The following is a 22444-nucleotide window of genomic DNA, read 5'->3' as shown; positions in this document are numbered from 1 at the left end:
TATATCACTTTAATTGGGATTTTTATGAATGACGGTTACTGGCTCAACACCTTAGGAAGTTTAGAACCTCAAAAGGTCAGAAAAAATGCTAGAATTTGACGGATATACTAGCGTTTTTTAAGGTAAATTGCCATGACCAACCCCGCATCGATTGCTGATACTGACCATAATGCCCTCGCAGACTTGCTTATGAATAATGGTTTGGATAACCCTTCAGACGATATTGATGATTTGACCTCTGATAATTCGAACTATGCCACCCTAACTGATGCACTTGAGCAAACGGTGTTTGAAAGCTTCGATGATGGCTTATATATCGGCATGATGTCTGGCACCAGTTTGGATGGTATGGATGCTGTCCTCTGTCAGTTTAATCCTGAGATAAGCAACGAAGACAATACACAACCACCGATGCAACTACTGGCGACCTATAGCCAAGATTTTCCGCCACGTCTGCGTGAAGTATTATTAGCATTATGTCAGCCGAATGGTGTGAATCAACTTTTACCAGAGGCCGATGAACCAAACAGTGAATTGGATTGGTTCGGTTGGGCAAGTCGCGCGTATGCTGAGTTCGCGAGCGAGGTGGTCAATACTTTATTGCAGCAATCAAATACCGATCCTGAGTCAGTACTGGCGATTGGCTGTCATGGACAAACCGTACGCCATCGCCCGCAGATGGGATTCACGTTGCAACTGGTCGATGCCAATATCATCGCGGAGCGCACAGGCATCAGCGTGGTCAGTGATTTCCGACGTCGTGACATGGCAGTTGGTGGTCAAGGCGCGCCCTTAGTACCTGCGTTTCATCAGGCACTATTTGCCAACCCTGATAGTACCCGTGTGCTATTAAACTTAGGCGGTATTGCTAATATAACCATCTTGCCAGCCAGTGAAGAAATTCAAGTTGTGGGTTACGATACGGGTCCTGCCAACTTATTATTGGATGCGTGGATATCTTTGCATACCGATAATGCTTATGATGCAGGTGGTGCTTGGGCGCAGTCTGGCACCATCATTGAGTTATTATTACAGCAACTTTTGGCACACCCATTTTTTGCTCAGTCTCATCCAAAAAGTACAGGCCGTGAGGACTTTAATTTAACTTGGTTGCAGGGTGAGCTACAGGCTTTTGAGCAAGCGAATGCTAACATCAGTTATTCAGCCGCCGATGTGCAAGCAACCTTGACTGAGCTAACCGCTATCAGTGCCAGTAAGCAAATCAATATGTTTATCAGTCATTCGAAAAACAGCTCGGTCTATGTTTGCGGTGGCGGCGCATTGAATGACTATTTAATGTCACGCCTGCAAGCTCATTTGCCTAATTGTACCGTACAAACCACCGAGCATTTAGGACTAGCACCCACTTGGGTTGAGGCTGTTGCTTTTGCATGGTTAGCCAGACAAACAATGATGGGTGAAACTGGCAATTTACCAGCGGTAACGGGTGCAAATAAAGGCGTGGTATTGGGTCAAGTATGTTTCGCCTGACCACTTAAATTTTAGTTTACATACGTGCACCTATGTGTTTTATAATGACTTTTGAAACGCCATTCTCTTAGGACCTGTAAGTATAGGATATATCGCATGAGCCAGAATAGTAGTTCACCTATCGACCAAGCCACCACTGATGACACAAATAATATGACTGCAGCACCTGTACATAAATCGCGTCAAAAACCACCTCACTACGAGCGTTCTGATGATACGCGTGTGGTAGTCACAGGTATGGGCGCCATTACGCCGCTCGGTCTAGACGTCGATAGCTCATGGACCAAGTTGCTCAATGGCGAGAGTGGTATCTCCCCGATTACGCATTTCGATGCCACCGGCTACCGTGCGCAAATCGCAGGCGTGATCAAAGACTTTGATGCCAAGCAATATATGAATGCCAAAGATGCGCGTCGCTATGATGAGTTCATGCATTATGGGGTTGCCGCTTCTGCCATGGCCCTAAAGCACGCTGGTTTTATCGATGAAGTCAGTGCTGCTGATGCGCCTGTGCAAGGCGTTGACCAAGATCGCTTTGGTATCATTTTAGGTTCAGGTATTGGCGGTATCCAAACAATCGAAAACAGCCGTGATACCCTACATGAAAAAGGCGCAGGCAAAGTCTCACCTTTCATTATTCCAGGCTCTATCGTTAATATGGCCGCTGGACTGGTAGCAATTAAGCATAAGTTGAAAGGCCCAAACCTTGCGACATCGACGGCTTGTACCACGGCGACTCATGCTATGGGTCTTGCTGCTCGTTTGATTGCTTATGGTGATGCTGACGTTATGTTGGCAGGCGGTAGTGAAAAAGGCTCTAGCCCACTTGGTATAGCTGGCTTTAGTGCGATGCATGCACTCTCTACGCGCAATGACGAGCCAACCAAAGCCTCGCGTCCATTTGATAAAGATCGTGACGGGTTTGTCCTTGGTGATGGTGCTGGCGTGGTGGTATTAGAGAGTCTTGCCCATGCCAAAGCGCGCGGTGCAACGATATTGGCAGAGCTAGTCGGTTTCGGTATGAGTGATGATGCCAGTCATATTACTGCACCACCAGAAGACGGTAGCGGTGCGGCCAGAGCGATGCGAAATGCACTAAACGATGCTGGTATCGAGTCATCAAGCGTCGGTTATGTCAACGCTCATGGTACTAGTACCCCTGCTGGCGATGTTGCTGAGTCTATTGCTATCGAAACGGTATTTTCGCCAGTGAAAGACAGCATTTTGGTGAGTTCAACCAAATCGATGACCGGTCATTTACTTGGTGCCGCTGGCGGAGTTGAAGCTATCTTTACAGTACTAGCGCTACAGCATCAGCATGTACCGCCTACGATCAATCTAGACGATGTCGAGGAAAACTGTAACCTTGATTATGTGGCTAATCAATCACGCAAAGTTGATAACTTGCAGTACGCAGTATCCAACAGCTTTGGCTTTGGTGGCACCAATGGCTCATTGGTATTTGCTCGCTGGCCTGTCAATCAATAACAGCCATCCATCCACATCGCAGCGCATGGTAATGAATGCGTTGTAACGTTGGTGTCAGATTTGCTACGTTTGTCCACTTGCAGCCCCTTATCGTACTTGCGTATGATAAGGGGTAATTTTTGGAACATTTATGGACGATACCATGTCAAGCTACTCATTTTCCCATCAGTTTTATCAACGCTGGACGTGTGCACCTGAGCCAGTACGCGCAGCGATTACCCAAGAGCTAAAAGACATCACTACCCTGCTGCAATCTGACACCTCATTTGAAGACTTCACTTTTAATACTCATGATTTAGATGCCCATGTAGACGAGCTATATGACAACTACAATGCAGAGCAAGCCATTGCGAAAGCAATTACGGACAAACAAGAGCAAGAAGACGCAGCAGCTGCAAAACAAAAGCTAGAAGACGAGCAGAAGAAAAAAGAAGCAGAAGAAGCCACACGTAAGGCAGAAACGACTCAAAAAGAACAAGAAAAAAATACGCAGTCAGCGTTAGAGACAGACAACGACAAAGAAATAGCTGCTACCGACGTAGCTAAATCAAACACAGATAAAGTCGTGGCAGATAGCGCTGTTACTGACGATTTTGTTACTGATAACTCTAGTGCAAAGACTGAAAAAGACGCACCAAAAGTCGTAAATACTGAAGGCAATACTAACGATAATAAAAATGCTGATAACAGAAACATTGGCGAACAGGCACATACGCTTAGCGATAACCATATTAAAGATATTAATAATAAAGCCAGTGCAGCGATTAATTTGGCATTAAAAGACGCGAAGCTAGATGCAACACACCAACAGCTAATCCGCGAGCTAGAAACACAGGTCGATGACTATCTAAGTGAGCAAATGATGCTAATGTCTGAAAACCTAAAGTCTTGGCTACGTGCTGAGGTCACTCAACACTTTAGCGAACAAAACGACTCAACTACTAATAATGAAGCTGCTAAGAAAAGCATCCACTAATAGTGATTATTTTTCAATGTTAGACGTATATTTAGAAACAGCTGCTCAGTAGTAAGTATTAAATAACGAACACTAAAAAGCCCCGTAAATTATTTACGGGGCTTTTTAGTACTTTTAGTTAATGTTTTGAGCTTGGTATTAAATGGCTTTAGTACGTTCAGTCAACCACTCAAGCGCTGCACCTTCAACACGATCTTTTAGCTCTGCGAAGACTTGGCTATGATAGTTATTTAGCCAATCAATCTCGGTTTGATCCAACAGTGACGGCTCAATCAGACGCGTATCGATTGGGCAGTAAGTGATGGTCTCAAAGTTTAAGAAATCACCAAACTCTGTCTCAGTAGGCTTAGCAACTGGCGTATTTACTACCAAGTTCTCGATACGGATACCCCATTTACCTTCGCGGTATAGACCTGGCTCATTACTAGAAATCATACCAACTTTCATCGCACGCTCTTTTGGTGTGCTAGCGCTATAGGCGATGACTTGTGGGCCTTCGTGTACATTCAAGAAATAACCAACGCCGTGACCCGTACCATGACCATAGTCCATCTGTGCTTGCCATAATGGCGCACGGCAAATAGCATCAATCAATGGTGAAGCAATGCCATCAGGGAAATGAGCGCGAGCCAGCGCAATGTGGGCTTTTAGCACAATCGTAAAGTCGCGTTTATGCTCAGCAGTGACTTGCCCAATACCGACTACGCGGGTGATATCAGTCGTACCGTTTTGATATTGTGCGCCTGAGTCAATCAGTAGCAATCCGCCTTCGCCCTCGGTCACATCAAGGTAGCTAAATTTTTCTGGCGTTGCGCGGTAATGTGGCAACGCACCATTTTCGTTAAAGCCTGCGATGGTCGGAAAACTTGGCGAGACATAATGCGGCTGACGACTGCGCACGTCTATCAGCATACTATCAACATCTAGTTCACTTAAACGCTCGCCGTTTGCTAGACGCTGCTCAAATGTCGCAAAAAATTCAGCTAAGGCAGCGCCATCTTGACGCATCGCTTCACGCACATGATCGATATCTGCATCAGATTTTACAGATTTGAGTAATGTGCTAGGTGCCATTTGCTCAATAAAGCCAACATCGTCTGCCATTTTTGAGAGTGTACCTACTGCGACTTTGCTCGGATCTAACAATAATAAATCGTCTGGCGTTAATGCGCTCAATGCCTCTTGCACAGCAGAATAGTCAGCTAATGTGATACCGCTGTCTTTTAGACTCTGTGCAATATCTTCGCTTACTTTATCAGTATCAACAAACAACGTTGCTTTGTCTGCGTCAATCAACATATGTGACAAGAATACCGGATTATAATCAACATCAGCACCGCGCAAGTTCGTCAACCAAGCGATATCGTCTAGACTTGAGAGTAAATGATGGGTCGCACCCGCTTCTGCCATGCCTTCACGTACTGCTGCAAGTTTTGAGGTGGCAGACTGAGCAAGGAACTGCTCATCATGAGCGTATAATTTGGCCGCTGGTAGTGCCGGACGATCTTTCCAAATCTCTGTCAGCACATCACGTTCAGTAATCAAAGTAATGTCATTGGCATCAAAGGCATTTAGCAGGCGATCTTGCTCAGCGATAGATAGCACATTGCCGTCTACTGCTACGCTATCCCCTTCTTGCAAATGGTCGGCTAGCCAATCGATATGATTTGGCTGACCTGGCGCAAGCTTTTCTAAAGTAATACCTGTGCCTTCTAGCTGGTCAGCGGCATGTACCCAATAACGGCTATCCGTCCATAGACCTGCAAAATCAGCAGTCACAACCAGCATGCCGACAGAACCGGTAAACCCTGACAGCCATAAGCGTGCTTGCCAGTACTCTGGTAGATATTCAGATAAATGGGGATCAGCAGAGGGTACGATGATTGCGGTGAGATCTTGCGCGGCTAAGGTGCTACGTAAGTTAGCAATACGTTCGTGAATGGCTTGTTTATTCATTGAATGTGTCCTTATAGAGGTTATAAAATTTGATGATGGAGCGATTATTTACAATAGTCTTGTTCTAATAGTCGTCTTATTTGAGTTGTTGATACCGCTTTAGTTTTAATAAGATATTTATCATTGATAGCAATTATTCAAGCAAACAGTCTACTTATTTGACTGTATTTGTTTGGGTAGTTGCTTCTACTTATTCAGAATAAAAAATTGAACGAATATAGGCTTATAAAACGCTGTACTGCTGTTTATAGTGAGCTATCATTAGATGTTTGGGCAGATAGCAAGCTTTCAATGGCTTGTGCCAAATATCTCACTAACTAAAACAATAAAACGTGCTACCAGTAATGGTAACACGTCTCATCATATGTCACTTGTGCTGTTATTATTCACAAATGTACATCAGACTATCTTATTGCTTGGCCAGTTGTTTCTCACGCTCGCTTTCTTTAAGCATTTTATTGATAGGTTTTGCTAGTATCAATAATAGTACAGCGGTCACTACCAAGAAGATGGTCATGGTTGTGAACAGACCTGGTAAGCCTTCGATTTTATCAGCAGATACATGCCCACCAAAGAAAGCTGCAACCAAGTTACCCATAGCGATAGAAGCAAAGAATAGCCCCATCATTTGACCTTGCATACCTTCTGGCGCCAATTTAGTCATGGCAGACAAACCAACTGGGCTTAATGCTAACTCACCTAGCGTCAATAATAATAAACTACCAACCAACCATAGTGGCGATGCCAAGCCAGCACCAGGCGCTAAAATGCTTTTTGAGGCGAAAATCATCAAGGCGAAACCTGCGGCTGCCAGTAGCATACCGAGTGCAAACTTAGCCATACTGCTAGGCTCAAGACCGCGGTTACCAAGCTTGACCCAGATAATACTAACGATAGGTGCCAATATTAAAATAAATAGTGGGTTCAATGACTGGAACCAGATACTCGGTATCTCAAATCCTAAAACATTCAGATCGGTATAACGATCGGCAAATAAGTTAAAAGATGTTGGCTGCTGCTCAAAACTTGACCAAAATAGCGTCGAGCCAATGATTAAAACAAAGCAAATTAATAAGCGTAGTTTGTCCGTCTTATCCAATCGCGGTGAGATAAACATAATAGCGAAATACAAGATGACGACCGCAGCAATGATATACGTCATATACTCTGCAACCATCTCAGGATTAAACGATATCATGCCAGTAGACACTAGTAGCACTGCGGCTACTAGCAACGCAACGAAACCACCAACCCAGCGACCGATGTTTTTGTAATGGTCGTTAGATTTTTCCCACTCAGCAGAAATACCTTTGGCGCGTGCATAACGCGTTAAGTTCTTTTGCGCGACAAAACGATAGATCAGTAATGAGACCAGCATACCCAAACCACCAACGCCAAAGCCGACATGCCACATGCCTTTTTCTTTGAATACGCCGACGATAAGTGCCGCTAATAACGCACCGATATTGATCCCCATATAAAATAAGGTGAAACCGCCATCACGGCGAGAGTCGCCTTTCGGGTACAAGGCACCAACCATCACTGAGATACAGGTCTTAAATAACCCTGAGCCCAAGACAATACAGATTAAACCAACGAAGAAAAGCGTCATACCAAACATCGATGAAAGCGCGATACACAAGTGACCAAGGGCAATAATGATACTACCCCACCACAGCGCACGCTCTTGACCTAGCCAGTTATCTGCTAACCAGCCACCTGGTACTGCTGCTAAGTATAACGAACCAGCGAAAATACCATAAATAGCAGAAGCGGTGACTTCACTAAAGCCAAAACCGCCACTGCTCACTGTTGCCACCATAAATAAAACCAATAGTGGACGAATACTATAATAGGAGAACCGCTCCCACATTTCGGTAAAAAACAATGAGCGTAAGGGCGCAGGATGTCCCATAAAGCCATTGTCTAGAGCTTCTAACTCTGCTGCACTAGCCCCCGAATTTGTTTCTGTGCCCATAACTTTATTCCTTTAAAGATCATATTTGTAATGACCAAACCCCTGATTATCCAGATGGACGGTCATATAGGCGGAACATTGTTTCACTTGGTTATAATCAAGTAAAGAAAAAGTTGATCAAAAATTACACAAATACTCATAAAAAAAAGCCCGCTCTCAATGGTTGAGAACGGGCTCTTTTTATGACTATTTAGAACTGTATCATTATGCTTATAGCACTGTTGATAGAGACTTCATAATAAGACTCATTTTATAATTAAGTAGCACTATTTTAGATCATTTACACAGTCATACTACAGCTTACTGTGCTGCGGTCTCTTCAGTAGCTTCACCAGCCTCTAAGTCACCATCCGCTTGCTCAGCTGTCAAATCAGCATCAGCAACAGCGGCTTGGTTTACAGTGCCAGAGGCAGTCGCTGTACCTGCTTCCGCAGTAACGACTGCACTATCTGCATCTGCCGCTGGTGTTGCATCTGCTGCAGTTTCAGGCGCTGTAGCATCTGACGCCTCTGCTGTTGTTGCAGCTTCTGCATCGGTTGGAGCCGCTTCTTCTTCAGTAGCATTGGCTTCTGCTTCATCTGCCGCAGCCGACGCTTCAGTCGTCTCAGCAGTGATATGCTCGCCTGCTGGACGCAAAAATGCAGAAACACCAATAAGTAAGACAATACCTAGGAACATGGCAATGCCACCTAAAGCGAATAACAGCTCTTTTTTTGGATTGTTATTAACGATACCTTCTGACATACCTTATCCACCTTGCACAAAATATTTGAAATATTGACCTATTATATCGCAATTTATACTGATTTGTGAAAACCCTTAAGTATTTAAAGGGTTTATTATCCACAATTTAACTATTCATTTTTGGCACTTGTGACAGCTAACCACTTAATCAGTTATCTATTATTCGCTATCGACACATCTTACTTAATAATATTACTTAACCAAACGTACTGGAGACTTAGTACGTTTACCCAAATAGCTAAGTATCAGCAACAGTGCCATGATAAACAAAATAGGATATTGACCAAAACGCATGAATGGCGTGTTGCCAACTCGTGCCTGAATATCACCGCGCAATACAGTACGTTCAAACTGCGGTGCACGCTCTACGATACGACCTTTATGGTCGATAATAGCTGTCACACCTGTGTTGGTCGCACGCATAAACCAGCGACCGTTCTCTAACGCGCGCATCTGTACCATTTGTAGATGCTGTAGCGGGCCTGCCGACGTACCAAACCACGCATCGTTTGAAATGGTTAATAGGAAATCTGTGCCAATCGCGTTTTTACGCGTGGTATCTGGGTACGCTACTTCGTAGCAGATGGCTGCACCTAGGTTGTGCCCTCGAACACGCAGCGGCGACTGCTGATCACTGCCGCGACTATAGCTCATGATATCTTGGCTACCTGCTAGATTAGGCAAAATATCGAGCACGCCTTGGAATGGAATATATTCCCCAAATGGCACCAGACGTTGCTTTTTATACAGCCCTTCTGCCTGTGCCCCTAGCGCTACCACGCTATTGTAGAACGGCGGATATTTATCTGTACTGGCATCAAACGCTGCTTCATCCTTATAAGGAATACCTGTCACCCATGTCGTGTCAGTCTCTTTAGCCATCGCGACCATTTCACTGATAAAACCCACAGCTTCTGTCTGAAACATAGGAATCGAAGATTCAGGCCACAGCACGATGTCACGCCCCCACTCATCTCGGGTCAACGTTGCATAGATTTTTAGCGTTTCAATCTGATACTCAGTGAGCCATTTTAGGTCTTGAGGGATATTACCTTGAATCAAAGATACCGATAAATCAGGAGTGCCTTTTGGTTTGGTCCACTGCGGATTGATTAACCATAGCGCGCTACTAATGACTAGCAAGGCTATCGATGGAATCATATAGCCACCGCGGCGACGCAACAGCTCAACGATACTGGCAGCCAGTAGTACTGCCACAAAAGAAACCGCAAAGACACCAGCCACAGGCGCGAGCGACGACAACCAGTACTGCTCAGTAAATGCATAACCAACGAATAGCCAAGGAAAACCAGTAAATAGCCACGTTTTCATCCACTCTTGGAGTATCCACAGGGCGGCAAAAGATAACGGCTGCTTGCCGACCACACGATTAAAGATGAACGCCAAAAAGCCATGGAACAAACCCATGCCCAGACCCATAAGCGCAATCATAATCAGCGCAAGCCATGCGGGTGTATCGCCATAAACGTGTATCGAGGTGTATAGCCAAAATGCTCCAACACACCACAGCCCTGTACCGTACGCTTGACCAATTAGAAAGGCGCGGCGACCTGTCATCGCTGGTACCAATAACGCATATAAAATAGCAGGTGATACCAAGGCAACTGGCCAAATGCCATAAGGCGCGAGCGCGAGTATGAAAGCTGCCCCTGCCAGCCAAGCTATTAATACCGTCAATCCCATATGTAAACCTTTTGGCTTATCGGGGTTCAGACGTTTTTGCAAATCAACAGTAGACAGACGCATAGCAGTTATCCAAAACCATATTTTCTAAAATTTCTCAGCTAAGCGATGAGATAACACTCACGCAAAACCTGACTGCACAATGCTTTATGCAGGGCCACAAATAAAACCCACCCATGATACCAGTCAAAACCTACAAGTGGGTAAATTTGCGTAGCTAAAACCTCATTCTAAAGTTCAAAAGGCAGAAAGCAAAAAACACGATTTTTCATCGTGTTTTTTATTGAATTTGCTAACAAGGTTTATTCATTGACCAACTATCGTGACACTATAAGCAAGCTAGTGGCTACCTATCAATATCTGTTGCTCAGCATTGGTTTTGGTCAGCTCTAAATTTTGGATAAATCGCCCTTCGACATCGGTAATAGTAATCTTCCAATCATCTATCACGACGCTCTCGCCCTCTAAATCACCAACGAAGCCAAGTGCTTGCATGACCAGACCGCCCATCGTATCGACATCGGTATCGTCAAAACGGCTACCAAGCTCATCATTACAGTCTTCAATTACTGTAGACGCTTGCACACGCCATGTATTTGGTTTTTCTGGATCAGGGACAATGTTATTGATATCGCTGTCTTCATCAAAGTCATCATGCTCATCAACGATGTCGCCCACGATTTCTTCCAACAAGTCTTCCATGGTGACCACACCACCGAAGTTACCAAACTCATCCACGACAATCGCCATGTGTACTTGAGTACGCTGCAAAGAGCGTAGCAAGGTATCAGAACGAGCCGTTTCACTGATATATAGCGGCTGACGCACCAAGTCTCTAAGACGCTTACTGTCAATTTTATCTTCTTGATTGCGGACCATATGTACCAAAATTGGAATCAAGTCTTTTGCCAATAAGATACCGATGACGGCATCATCATCTTGACTGTCAAAAACAGGATAGCGCGAATGGGTGGTCTCAAGAATGATGTCCATCACTTCAGCAAGACTGGTACTCTCGTGCAGACCAATTACTTGCGGACGCGGCGTCATGATTTCGCGGACTTGTGTCGCAGGCAAATCTAACACGCCTTCTAACATATCGACAGTATCAGGCTCTAAAAACTGGCGCGAGTCTTGTACCAGACGAATCAATTCATCACGGGTTTCGGGGGCGGTCGATAGCCAGCGTTTTAAGCCGCGCATCGACCAACTACTCGGGCTGGGAGTGTCGTCAGACATGGTGGTGTGATTTAACCTCTTTAGTTAATAAAAATTAGAATAGTATTCAATGGAAAAACGAACAATACTCAATAAAAAAAACAAGTAGAGCCTAGATGGGGATAAAAGTAGCAAATAAAACGGCTAGTTTGTTATTAATTACTGCATGAATAACAAATTTGCTAGTACAAATTAGCTTCACTTTATCGCAAGGCTCACCGACATTCAACGACAAATTCACTCAAATTGTATTGTCAGCCTGTTATAAACTTTGCTATGGTCAAAGCCTTTATTTATCAAAGCAAACCCTATGTCGCTACGTTCCGTTTTTTCTCGCTTACTCTCGTCGCGTTCACGCAGTCGACGGTCAGACAGTCGTGGCTTAGAGAGCCGTGGTTTAGAGAGTCTGGACTTAAAACGCAAAACATTAGAACGTGAACACCCAAAGCCTACATGGCACCAGCATCTTGTGATTTTTTTAATTGCCGTTACGTTATTGTTATCAGCGCTATGGTTGTTACTTGCGATTTGGTATCAGTATGGCGTCAGCTCAGTATTGACTTGGATTGCGACAATAGCGATTGTAGGTATATTGGCTGCGCTGCTAAGTACACGTTATTGGGATACTGTCACAAGAATATTGCAAAGTGACTCATTGTCTAATAAGAAATCAATTAGCAAAAATAAAGCAACCAAGCTGCTTATCGGCGTATATGGCGCTGTTTGGCTGGTAGGTCTAGGTTGGTTTTTTTCTATCGAACCTAAACAAGATCGAGAATGGATGGCTGAGGTCGACCAGCGAGTCTCCTATGAGCGCGATGCGACCAACCCTGACTTGATTACCTTAACCAATATCCGTAACTTTGATTGGCAAACTGAAGAAGATGCCATTGAACATTGGGATACCCGTACGATTGATTTGTCTAAACTCTCTGGCGTTGATGTGACCAACTCTTATTGGATGGGTCCGCTGATTGCTCATACCTTAGTTAGCTTTCGATTCGAAGATGATAGACCACTTGCCTTCTCATTTGAGATTCGTAAAGAAGACGGCGAGTCTTTTTCAGCGCTGGCTGGGTTTTTTCGACGTTATGAGCTGAGCCTGATTGCCGCAGAAGAGCGCGATATTATTTACACTCGCAGCAATGCGCGCGGCGAGCAGGTTTATTTGTTTCCTATTAGCAATTTGCAGCAGCATGAAGTGAGGTCGCTATTTGAGTCTTATCTGACTGCGGCTGATGATTTGAACGCTAAACCTGCTTGGTACAATACATTGATTAGCAACTGTACCAATATTATCTTTTATATGGCGCGTATCGTTAGTGGCGATCGTTTGCCATGGGATTATCGGATTTGGGTGTCTGGTTGGTTACCGAATTATCTATATGATGTAGGCATGTTGGATGCGGCGCCAGAAAAGAACAACCAGCCTTGGTCAATGAATACGTGGTACGAGCGTACCCATATTAACCCGAAAGCAAAAGGCTTTGATAATCAAGTCAACTCACAGTCTGATATCGATAGAGATAAAAACAGCCATAAATTCTCACAGCAGATTCGTCAAGATATTCCGATACCAGCATTGGCTAACTCGCAAGCCAGTGCGGAAGCAAAGGCCAAATCTACTGCTCAGGCATCTAACTAACTGTAGATTAAGGCTTAACCCAATTAACCACCCGTGTCTCCATCTCTTCATCAGACATACCGATTTCCGTGACACAGCGACCAGCGACGCCCACGTTGGCCGCTCGCATTTGTTGTTGTGTCACCACCGCATCCCCAGTCAATAGTAAATGCCAACTTGGTAAGCCCTGCCCTTTATACAAACGCTTATAAGCGCAGTGCGATGGTAGCCACATCATCTTGGGCAAGTTGTCCATAGTCAGCTGAATACAGTCTGGCACGTGCTCCTGACGTGTTGCATAGTGACTGCAATATCCTGTCGCGCAGTCCATCAACTGGCAGGTGACATCGGTATACTCGACCAGCTCCTCATCCACATTGCCGCTTTCATCTTCATCGATGTACTTAATCAAGCAGCAACTGCCGCAACCATCACACAACGCCTCCCACTCGCTATGGTTTAATTCTGTCAACGCAAATCGCGACCAAAACTGCGGACGTAGTGGCTCAGACTCATACTTAGAGTCAGTATCAGCATTAGAATCGACATCGGCACTATCAGGGAACAAACTCACCGATTGCGCAGGCGTGGGCGCTACATCGAAACCTAAGTTCAAGTCAGATTGGTCATTATTTTTGTTTAACAAATTTATAGTCATAAAGTCGCAGTAGCATTTTGATAAAGAGCGTTACAGTATTATAGCTGTTTTTGCTAGACATGGGCGTTAAGGTAGTACGAGTTAGAAAAACGAACCATCACAATGACGAATAATTAAAACTCACAACATAAAAAAGGACAATAATATGTCAATTAAGACGTTTGAATTAATCAGTACTACCGAGAATGGTGTAGAACTTATCAGTTATGTAGCACTACCAGAAAACGCTTCAGATGAAAATCCAGCAGCAGGTATCTTGGTTGCACCAGAATGGTGGGGCGTGGTCGATCATCCAAAATCAGTGGTTGAGCGTTTGGCAGAAGCGGGCTATGCAGCAGTCGCTATGGACGTTTACGGTGAAGGCAAATTAACTACTGATGCAGCGCAGGCAAACATGTGGATGGAGCAAGTACTGGCCGATCAAGACATGCTAATGGCACGCTGCCGCTTAATTTTGAATGATTTCAGCGATCAGTTATCAGTCGATGGTGATAACCTAGGCGCAATCGGTTACTGCTTCGGTGGTAAAGTCGTCCTAGATATGGCTCGCGAAGGCATGCCGCTAAAAGCGGTTGCTACGTTCCATGGTAACCCAACGCCAAAGCAGCCAGCAGACAAAAACTTTGCAGCAAAAGTGTTGGTCGCTCATGGCCGTGATGACTCAATGGTATCAATGGATGCTATCGAAGGTCTAAAATCAGAGCTAGATGCAGCCGATGTTGACTACACTATCGACGTCTATGACAATGCCAAACATGGCTTTACCAACCCGCATGCCGATGAGCGTGCAGCTAAAAATGAAGTAGATCTTGGCTACAATGAAGCCGCTGCTAAACAAAGCTGGGAAAATATGATTGAGTTTATGAAAGCCAATTTAGCATAAGAAATGATTTGGTATAAAGACTATTAAAAAGGGTAGCTTAATTATTAAGCTGCCCTTTTATTTTGAGTGTCATTCTAGCATTTGTCTTTTAGCCCAGTAATCAGAGTAGTCTTGTGCTTCTTATCAAATCACGTCATTATCACTTTACTATAAACTGGATTGAGTGACGAAGATGTTGTATCTAATGGTGACCCAGTTGGGCTGGCTGGCTTTTACGATTTTATTGATTGTAGTGGTCGCGCTATATACTAGGATAGCTCGAAAAATCGAGCATCTACGCCGTGATGTAACGAATCTACAAGCTGAGCTTGAGCAGCAAAGACATCGTAGTATGACGCCTTCGTCTGCACCTTTAATCGATAAAAATGATTATGCACGCAAAGCTGCTACTAACGATCCTCATCTTAAAGGCAATGTTCCTAAAGACAGTGACGCTAAAGACCATGATGCTAAAGAAATAGCTTTTGACTCACAACACTCTTCTCCAGATAATCAGCTGCCTGTATCACCACCACCGCTTCCTACCGTTGCTTCAAACTCGACCATACATGCAGCATCAAGTATCTATGACGATAAATCTATAGGCAATAATGCCTCGATAAATACGAAAAATACGGCGTCTACCGCACCGATTGAGCCAGATGAACGCTCATTGCCTATTGTGACCTCACTGATTCATTCAATCAAAAACTGGTTTTTCGGTGGCAACTTAGTCGTGCGAGTCGGCGTACTGGTGCTGTTGGTAGGCGTAGTACTCCTGCTTCGCTTATTAAGCGAATATATCGAGATTTCGATTGCCACGAAGTTGATAGCAGTTGGCGTTACAGGTTTAGCATTGGCAGCGCTTGGATTAAAGCTGACCGCAAAACGCTTTTCATATGGGATTACGCTACAGGGCGCAGGCTTAGCAATTGCGTATCTAAGTACCTTTTTTGCTTACAGTGTTTATGAAATCATTCCTAGCATCCCAAGCTTTATCGGGCTTGGGTTGTTGTCTGCCATTACCATTGCCCTTGCCGTACGTCAAAACGCATTTCCATTAGCCTTACTGGCATTATCTGGTGGATTTTTTGCACCAATTTTGACCAGTGAAGATACTGGCAGCTTGGTCACCTTATTCAGCTATTATCTACTGCTAAACGTCACCATTGCCGTCATTGCTCACTATCGACCGTGGAAAATATTAAATCTATTCGGTGTGACTGTGACATTTGGCTTGGCATACTATTGGGGTATCAGCGAAAACCTGAGCACTGTCATTGAAACGCAGCGCTGGTCATTGATAGCGTTAGTAACCTTACACTGGCTGCTTTACTTATTTGTCGTCATTCGTTATGCGCAGCAAATCATTACCTATAATGCGCTAAACGAGAAAAACCTCAGTCATGCTGATAATGTAGATGGCACAAAACACTTGGACAAAGGCCTTGTAGGCAGCTCCTATGTATTCCCCATTGATACGGGTTTGCTGTTTTCTGTACCGCTACTGGCCTTTGGCTTATTTTCTGCCTTACTAAATGATATCTCTAACGCCCTCACGATTACCAGTGCCATTTTGGCTACGGTTTATCTTGGCTTAGGCTGGCTATTTATCCAGCGCAGTAAACGCTATGCTTTAATCACCGAAGGCATGCTAGCGTTAGGATTAGGATTTTTTGCGCTCGTTATTCCGATGGCGCTAGATGCTGAATGGATTGCTTTTGGTTGGTCAGTACAAGGGTTGGCGCTAGTATGGTTTGGCAGGCGTTCGTTGCGATCGTGGTCGGTATTATTTGGCTTACTATTACAGCTCGTCAGTATTGGTATGCTAGTGACAACAGCGATATTCTCTATCGAAGACTATCCCGTTTTAGCCTTTAGTATTTCAGCGCTCAGTTATCTAGCGACCGTCTTTATTTTACGTGCTAGCAACTCCCCTGCTGCGCTGATTAATACGTTAGACGGCAGTAATAACCTTAACAATAAAGGTGCTACAACATCTTCGGTCATACAATCACTGGACAGCACATCAGATGCGTTAACCAACTATGCCCATGCGCTGGGTGTCAGTACGCAAGCGGCGCAGCAATGGCTGACCTCCATTGATAGTCAAAGCCGCGTATTCAAATTTGTTTGGCATAGCCCTAGATTCATCAAATTTTTAACATTGACCGCGATGGCTTGGCTACTACAAGTACTAATGCTTGATTTGCATCATTGGTTTGATATCTGGCAATCAAGTACGACGGTAATTGCACTGGCAGCACTTATGAGCTTGATCGCTTATTGGGTCATCAATCGCTATCGTCCGTGGGCGGAAATCAGACAGCTTAGTCATGGATTATTAGCCTTGTTCTACTTCATGCTAATACTGCAACTGCCCCAAAAATTCGAGCAAAATTTAACATGGTCAACAACGGAATGGTTGGTGTTTGTGGGGTTAATAATCGGCTGGTTAGTCATGGGTCAGCTATGGCTAAAAACATGGTCTGATACATGGTCTGATAATAAGAATACCTCACGTTATACTGCTGCAAGCTGGCTAGGTACGGGTATCTTACTTATTGCTGCCGCGGCGCATTATGGCCTACCAGACTCTGATGGCGTGATGGCTTTCTTGTTTTCAGCAGCACTCATATTATTTGGATTATGGTTCAATCATCGTTATCTCAGTCAAAATGAAGAAAATACATCGACTAATAAAATTTCAGAACAAGGTCTGCTATATTGGTTTGATTGGCAACAGGCACTATTAGGATGCGCTGCCATTTTTGCTCCCATTGCTTTACTGTGGGTTGTTCTTACCAATTGGTCTTATGATGGTGTGATTTGGGGAATGTCTTATTTTCCATTGTTCAACCTATATGACATCACATCTTGGCTGACGCTATCGGTTGGTTTTAGTCTGTATTACATCAGCCAACGCCGTCGCAATGACACCGTTATCGATTCGAGTGCAGCTGCCAAATCTAAGCGCGTACTCACCACTGAAAATCTGCTAATTATATTGGGACTAATCAGTTTTTGGTTAATCTCCAGCATGTTGGTCAGAACGCTACACGCCTTTATTGGTACGCCACTTTGGAATGACTATCAAGGCGGCGCATGGCAAAGCGAGCAAGTACAAACTGGACTGACAATTTTATGGACGCTCTTAGCCTTGGTCGCCACTATCCTTGCCAGCCGCTATTGGCAGCGCGCGCTTTGGTTTATGGGTATTGAATTATTAGGTATTGTCGTTCTCAAGCTGGTCTTGGTAGATTTGTCACAGACTGAGGCAATTTGGCGAGTGATATCCTTCCTTGGTGCAGGCAGCTTAATACTATTGATTGGTTACCTTGCCCCATTACCACCCGCGCAAGAGGAAACAGAAAACCAAAATCAGGCGTAATGACAAAGCTGGTTGGGTGAAATTGTGCCGTGAGCAAGGTGGTTCTGTAGTAAACTGGACACCATTAGAAAGTAAACGTTGATTGTTTTACTTTTAGCATTTTTTATAAAAGGTTATGAAAGCAGATGGATAAGAGAGCAAGTATTCAGTGGTTCCCTGGGCATATGAACAAAGCCCGTAACGAAATCAAAGAAGTCATGCCGCAGATGGATTTGGTCATCGAGGTCATCGATGCGCGTATTCCTTATAGTAGTGAAAACCCAATGGTCGCGGCACTACGCGGTGAAAAACCTGTTATCAAAATTCTGAACAAAGCTGACCTTGCCGATCCTGAGTTGACTCAAGCATGGATGGATTATCTCGAGCAGCAAGATGGGGTCAAAGCCATTGCGTGCGATACTGAAAAAGCCAATGATGTAAAACGTATTATCGCTATCTGTAAGCATCTCGTACCCAATAAAGTCGGGACTGGTCGCCAAATCAAAGCGATGATTATGGGTATTCCAAACGTTGGTAAATCAACGCTGATCAATACGCTAGCAGGACGCGCTGTGGCGAAGACAGGCGATGAGCCAGCCGTGACCAAATCGCAGCAGCTAATTAAGCTCGACGATGACATCATGCTCTATGACACACCTGGTATGCTCTGGCCAAAAGTTGAAAACGAAAACTCTGGTTATCGTTTAGCAGCGACAGGCGGTATTCGTGATACTGCTTTTGACTTCGCTGATGTAGCCAGCTATACCGCTGAGTACTTGATGCAAGCCTATCCTGAGCTGCTAAAAACTCGCTATAAAATTGAAGAGCTGCCAAAGACTGATTGGGAGTTCTTTGAAGTCGCTGGACGTAATCGCGGCTGTGTACGCGCTGGCAATCAAGTCGATACGTACCGTATGTCTGAGATTCTGATTAACGAGCTGCGTAGCGCAAAGATTGGTCGCATCACGCTAGAAACACCAGCGATGACTGAAGCGGAAGAAATCGTCGTCGCTGAACAACGACTCGCTGCTGAAGAGAAGAAAAAGGCGAAAGAGGAAGAAAAGCGCTTACGTCGTTTGAAAACGCGGAAGAATCGGAAGTAGGTGAACTCTACTTTCCACACAGTTTTATTTAGAAAAACATCAGCTAAAGTATTAAATCTAACCGTTAATGACTTAAGAGGTGATCTTGAGTAAAGATGAAAAACCATTATGGATGTATTGTGCTTTATTAGCAGTTTTACTGTTACCCACACTATTTATAGCTGGTATAGCCGTTGGTAGTCGCGCGGAGATACCCAGTGACAAGGCATGGGAATATATTTCTATAACTATAAGCGCAATAGCTACCAGTATTATTGCTTTTTTGACTATCGTGTTAGCAGTAGAAACCTGGCGGTTAAGAAGAAATCAAGATGAACAGATAGACTCTAATCGTAAAGAGGCTATACGGCCGCACGTAGAAATATTCCTAGAATCATCAATAGTAGGATTTCAATTTATATTATTAAAAGTTGAAAATATTGGTAAAGGACTTGCTAGGAATATCAAATTTAAGAATCAAAAATCTAAAAGCGATCTTATAGAAAGTGAAAAAGAAATTATTGTTAGGCTCGAGGAACTTAGTTTTTTTACTAACTCCTTGAACACTCTGGGTGTTAATAATACAAAAAAGAGCTTTTTATTCAGCTTTATCGATATGCAGAACAAATATGGTAAAGACTTTTTTAAAACTAGACTGTCTTTCGAAATAACTTTTGAAGATATGGAAGGTAACTCATATACTAACTACTCGGTTATCGACCTTTCAGAATTTGAAGGAATAACAGAGGTAGGTAAAGGCAATCCCGCTTATCGCACATCAGTTGAAATAGAAAAAATAAGAAAAACTCTAGATTCTCTTGTAAAGAGTAATAAACGAATTAAGGTGGACTCATATTCTCAGAAGGATCGGAATATAGAAGATGAGAAACGTGAAGCAAGAATGAGAGAACACCTTTTGAGAAAAGACGAAAGAAAACTATGACCCAGCCAACTGCCAACTCTACACCTTCTGATACTAACTTTAACCACTCTCCCACATCTCTAAACTCCTTCGCCTCACGCCTACTAGATTGGTTTGCCGAAAATGGTCGCCATGACTTACCTTGGCAACAGCACCAAACCGATACGCCCAACCCTTATATTGTTTGGTTATCAGAAGTCATGCTTCAGCAAACGCAGGTGACCACTGTACTGCCCTATTTTGCACGTTTTATGGCGTCGTTTCCGACTGTGCAGGACTTGGCCGCAGCAGAATGGGATACCGTAGCAGAGCATTGGGCAGGGCTTGGCTACTATGCACGTGCACGTAATTTGCATAAAGGTGCTAAGCAGTTGGTAGAGATCATCGATGAAACGGGCGAGTTTCCGCAGACACTAGCAGGATGGGAAGCGATTTCGGGCGTTGGGCCATCGACTGCTGGCGCGATTATGGCGATGGGATTGCATCATTATGGCGTCATCTGCGATGGTAATGTCAAACGAGTGCTGACACGTTGGGCCGCTATCGACGGTGACATCACTAAATCTGCTACCACCAAAGATTTATGGGCATTGGCAGAGCGACTGACACCGACAGAAAACTCAGGACTATTTGCGCAAGCCATGATGGATATGGGGGCGACATTATGTATCCGTAGCAAGCCTGCCTGCCTATTATGTCCATTAAAAGAAGACTGCCTAGCCCATGCGCAAGGGCGCGAGACTGATTATCCCGTCAAAGCAAAAAAGCAGCCCAAACCTAGTAAATTCAGTGATGCACTGCTAATCGAAAGTGCAGATAGTGATATATTGTGGCTACAACGCCCTGACAATGGTATCTGGGGTGGATTATGGAGTTTGCCGTTACAGTTCGTGGAAAAAGTTGATGGTAAAACGAGTGGTAACACTGCGAAGAAAGTAGAAGCTAATGATGACAAACTATCGAATATGCCAAATGACGTACGTAGTAATGAAAAAGTATACGAAGCAGAATTTACCACTGCTGAGCAAATCATAAATGAGTGGCTCATAAAAAATGAACTGGTGGCAAAATCAGTTAGCAATACCTTGCTCGATGATGCGCCTATCAAGCATTCGCTGACGCACTTTCACTGGTATCTAACCCCGCGTAAATTGACGATTGACGCGACGCAGGTAACTGAGTTAAATCAGAAGTTAGCAGCGGCTGAAATTGACTTTAAGTGGCTAACCGAACAAAAAGCACAAGACAGCCTAGGACTGCCTCGCGCGATGGTTAAAATCTTAGAATAAGAAATTGGAATAAAAAAAGCGACTCACTATTAATAATGAGTCGCTTTTTTATGATGACAATCTAAAAGCAGCTGAGCCTACAGCACTTTAAGATTTTGGCACACGTAAACGCATGAGTCCTTCTTGTTGCACGGTAGCGACCAGTTTGCCATCTTGCCAAAACTGACCATGATTCAAGCCTTTCGCATTAGACGTGGTATCGCTCCACATGTCGTACAGCATCCATTTATTCAAATCAAAATCACGATGGAAATGCATTGAGTGATCGATACTAGCGGCCTGTAGACCACTGGTCATAAAGCTAACACCATGTGACATCAGCCCTGTACCAACCAAATAAAAGTCTGACGAGAATGCCAATAGTGCCTGCTGAATAGCCACTGGCTGATTGCCCAATTCACGAATGCGTAGCCAGTTTGCTTGCTTGGGTTTCATAGGTTCTGGGCTAATCGGATTACGCGGCTTCACTGGCTTAATCTCGACATGACGGCGGCGCATAAATCTTGCTTTTAGTGCTTCTGGCACTTTTCCGACGTTCTCTTCTTTTAGATCTTGCTCTGTCAGCAAGTCTTCTGGCGGTGGATAGACAGGCATGTCTTCTTGATACTCAAGCCCATCTTCCATCGGTGAAAACGAGGCAATCATTGAAAATATCACCTGCTCAACAGGCGGCTTGCCTCGTACTTCTTTATATTGAATAGCCGTGACTTCACGTGCAGACAGGCTACGACCATCACGCAATCGACGTACTTGATATATCACGGGTTGGTTGATATCGCCACCACGCAAAAAATATCCATGCAGTGAGTGACAAGGTTTGTCTCTGTCTAATGTATGCGCCGCTGCCATAATCGCTTGGGCGAGCACTTGCCCACCAAATATACGACTGCCCACATAGTCATGGCTTTTACCCTCAAACACATCAGGGGTAACTTCAATAAGCGCGATGGTAGCTAGCAGCTCATCAATCAGTTGTAGATTATCGGACATGACGATATGTTTCCTTATTTTTATCAAAAACGCTCAGCATCTGATGATATTGATGCCATATAGCCATCATATTTGAATGTAAAATAATGCGA

Annotated in this window: 16 protein-coding genes; 9 read left to right on the top strand and 7 right to left on the bottom strand. The window is 44.2% G+C overall.

The genetic code is table 11. From position 1 onward, the window contains the following. Nucleotides 1-132: 132 nt before the first annotated feature. From ACQKCG_RS11205 to ACQKCG_RS11195, 3 genes are all read left to right on the top strand, one after another. Nucleotides 133-1491, top strand: a complete 1359-nt coding sequence (locus ACQKCG_RS11205; protein ID WP_427585397.1) for an anhydro-N-acetylmuramic acid kinase — start codon at nt 133-135, stop codon at nt 1489-1491. Between the two features lie 153 nt (nt 1492-1644). Continuing rightward, nucleotides 1645-2979, top strand: a complete 1335-nt coding sequence (gene fabF / locus ACQKCG_RS11200) for a beta-ketoacyl-ACP synthase II (protein ID WP_427585398.1) — start codon at nt 1645-1647, stop codon at nt 2977-2979. Nucleotides 2980-3109: 130 nt separating this feature from the next. Beyond that, nucleotides 3110-3955: a hypothetical protein gene (locus ACQKCG_RS11195; protein ID WP_427585396.1), complete on the top strand. Its 846-nt coding sequence runs from the start codon at nt 3110-3112 to the stop codon at nt 3953-3955. Between the two features lie 138 nt (nt 3956-4093). Here ACQKCG_RS11195 and ACQKCG_RS11190 read toward each other — a convergent pair whose 3' ends face one another. The 5 genes from ACQKCG_RS11190 to ACQKCG_RS11170 form a co-directional block, all read right to left on the bottom strand. Continuing rightward, on the bottom strand, nt 4094-5911 hold the full coding sequence (locus tag ACQKCG_RS11190) for an aminopeptidase P family protein (protein ID WP_427585395.1): 1818 nt from the start codon (nt 5909-5911) through the stop codon (nt 4094-4096). A 409-nt stretch (nt 5912-6320) separates the two neighbouring features. Further along, nucleotides 6321-7889, bottom strand: coding sequence for a peptide MFS transporter (locus ACQKCG_RS11185; protein ID WP_101204917.1), 1569 nt, complete (start codon nt 7887-7889; stop codon nt 6321-6323). Between the two features lie 300 nt (nt 7890-8189). Beyond that, entirely contained in the window at nt 8190-8633 is a 444-nt protein-coding gene (locus tag ACQKCG_RS11180; protein WP_101204916.1) for a hypothetical protein, read from the bottom strand. Between the two features lie 192 nt (nt 8634-8825). After that, nucleotides 8826-10400 (bottom strand): apolipoprotein N-acyltransferase, encoded by a 1575-nt coding sequence (gene lnt, locus ACQKCG_RS11175; protein ID WP_101204915.1) that lies wholly within the window; start codon nt 10398-10400, stop codon nt 8826-8828. A 276-nt stretch (nt 10401-10676) separates the two neighbouring features. Then, the gene (locus ACQKCG_RS11170) at nt 10677-11576 is read right to left on the bottom strand and encodes a CBS domain-containing protein (protein ID WP_057761902.1); all 900 of its coding nucleotides are present in this window, start codon (nt 11574-11576) and stop codon (nt 10677-10679) included. Between the two features lie 289 nt (nt 11577-11865). Between ACQKCG_RS11170 and ACQKCG_RS11165 the strand changes: the two genes are divergently transcribed. Further along, the gene (locus ACQKCG_RS11165; RefSeq protein ID WP_101204914.1) at nt 11866-13200 is read left to right on the top strand and encodes a DUF4105 domain-containing protein; all 1335 of its coding nucleotides are present in this window, start codon (nt 11866-11868) and stop codon (nt 13198-13200) included. A gap of 7 nt (nt 13201-13207) precedes the next feature. Here the strand turns inward: ACQKCG_RS11165 and ACQKCG_RS11160 are convergent, their stop codons facing one another. Continuing rightward, complete coding sequence (locus tag ACQKCG_RS11160) at nt 13208-13747, bottom strand: YcgN family cysteine cluster protein (RefSeq protein ID WP_227522902.1); 540 nt, start codon at nt 13745-13747, stop codon at nt 13208-13210. A 235-nt stretch (nt 13748-13982) separates the two neighbouring features. Here ACQKCG_RS11160 and ACQKCG_RS11155 point away from each other — a divergent pair, with 235 nt between their 5' ends. From ACQKCG_RS11155 to mutY, 5 genes are all read left to right on the top strand, one after another. After that, on the top strand, nt 13983-14720 hold the full coding sequence (locus ACQKCG_RS11155; RefSeq protein ID WP_101204912.1) for a dienelactone hydrolase family protein: 738 nt from the start codon (nt 13983-13985) through the stop codon (nt 14718-14720). A gap of 172 nt (nt 14721-14892) precedes the next feature. Continuing rightward, nucleotides 14893-18090: a DUF2339 domain-containing protein gene (locus tag ACQKCG_RS11150; protein WP_101204911.1), complete on the top strand. Its 3198-nt coding sequence runs from the start codon at nt 14893-14895 to the stop codon at nt 18088-18090. Between the two features lie 125 nt (nt 18091-18215). After that, the gene (gene ylqF / locus ACQKCG_RS11145) at nt 18216-19172 is read left to right on the top strand and encodes a ribosome biogenesis GTPase YlqF (RefSeq protein WP_057761911.1); all 957 of its coding nucleotides are present in this window, start codon (nt 18216-18218) and stop codon (nt 19170-19172) included. A gap of 85 nt (nt 19173-19257) precedes the next feature. After that, on the top strand, nt 19258-20094 hold the full coding sequence (locus ACQKCG_RS11140) for a hypothetical protein (protein WP_134292652.1): 837 nt from the start codon (nt 19258-19260) through the stop codon (nt 20092-20094). Further along, nucleotides 20091-21362 carry an A/G-specific adenine glycosylase gene (gene mutY / locus ACQKCG_RS11135; protein WP_101204909.1) on the top strand — a complete coding sequence of 424 codons (1272 nt, stop codon included), beginning with the start codon at nt 20091-20093 and terminating at the stop codon, nt 21360-21362. Before ACQKCG_RS11140 ends, mutY begins: the two co-directional genes overlap by 4 nt. 87 nt (nt 21363-21449) lie before the next feature. Here the strand turns inward: mutY and ACQKCG_RS11130 are convergent, their stop codons facing one another. After that, nucleotides 21450-22352: an acyl-CoA thioesterase gene (locus ACQKCG_RS11130; RefSeq protein ID WP_101204908.1), complete on the bottom strand. Its 903-nt coding sequence runs from the start codon at nt 22350-22352 to the stop codon at nt 21450-21452. Between the last annotated feature and the right edge of the window lie 92 nt (nt 22353-22444).

Source organism: Psychrobacter sp. NPDC078929 (genome assembly GCF_050267985.1).
Classification (GTDB): Bacteria; Pseudomonadota; Gammaproteobacteria; order Pseudomonadales; family Moraxellaceae; genus Psychrobacter.
The sequence above is the reverse complement of the archived record's forward strand: the minus strand, read 5'-3'. Positions and strand labels throughout refer to the sequence as shown.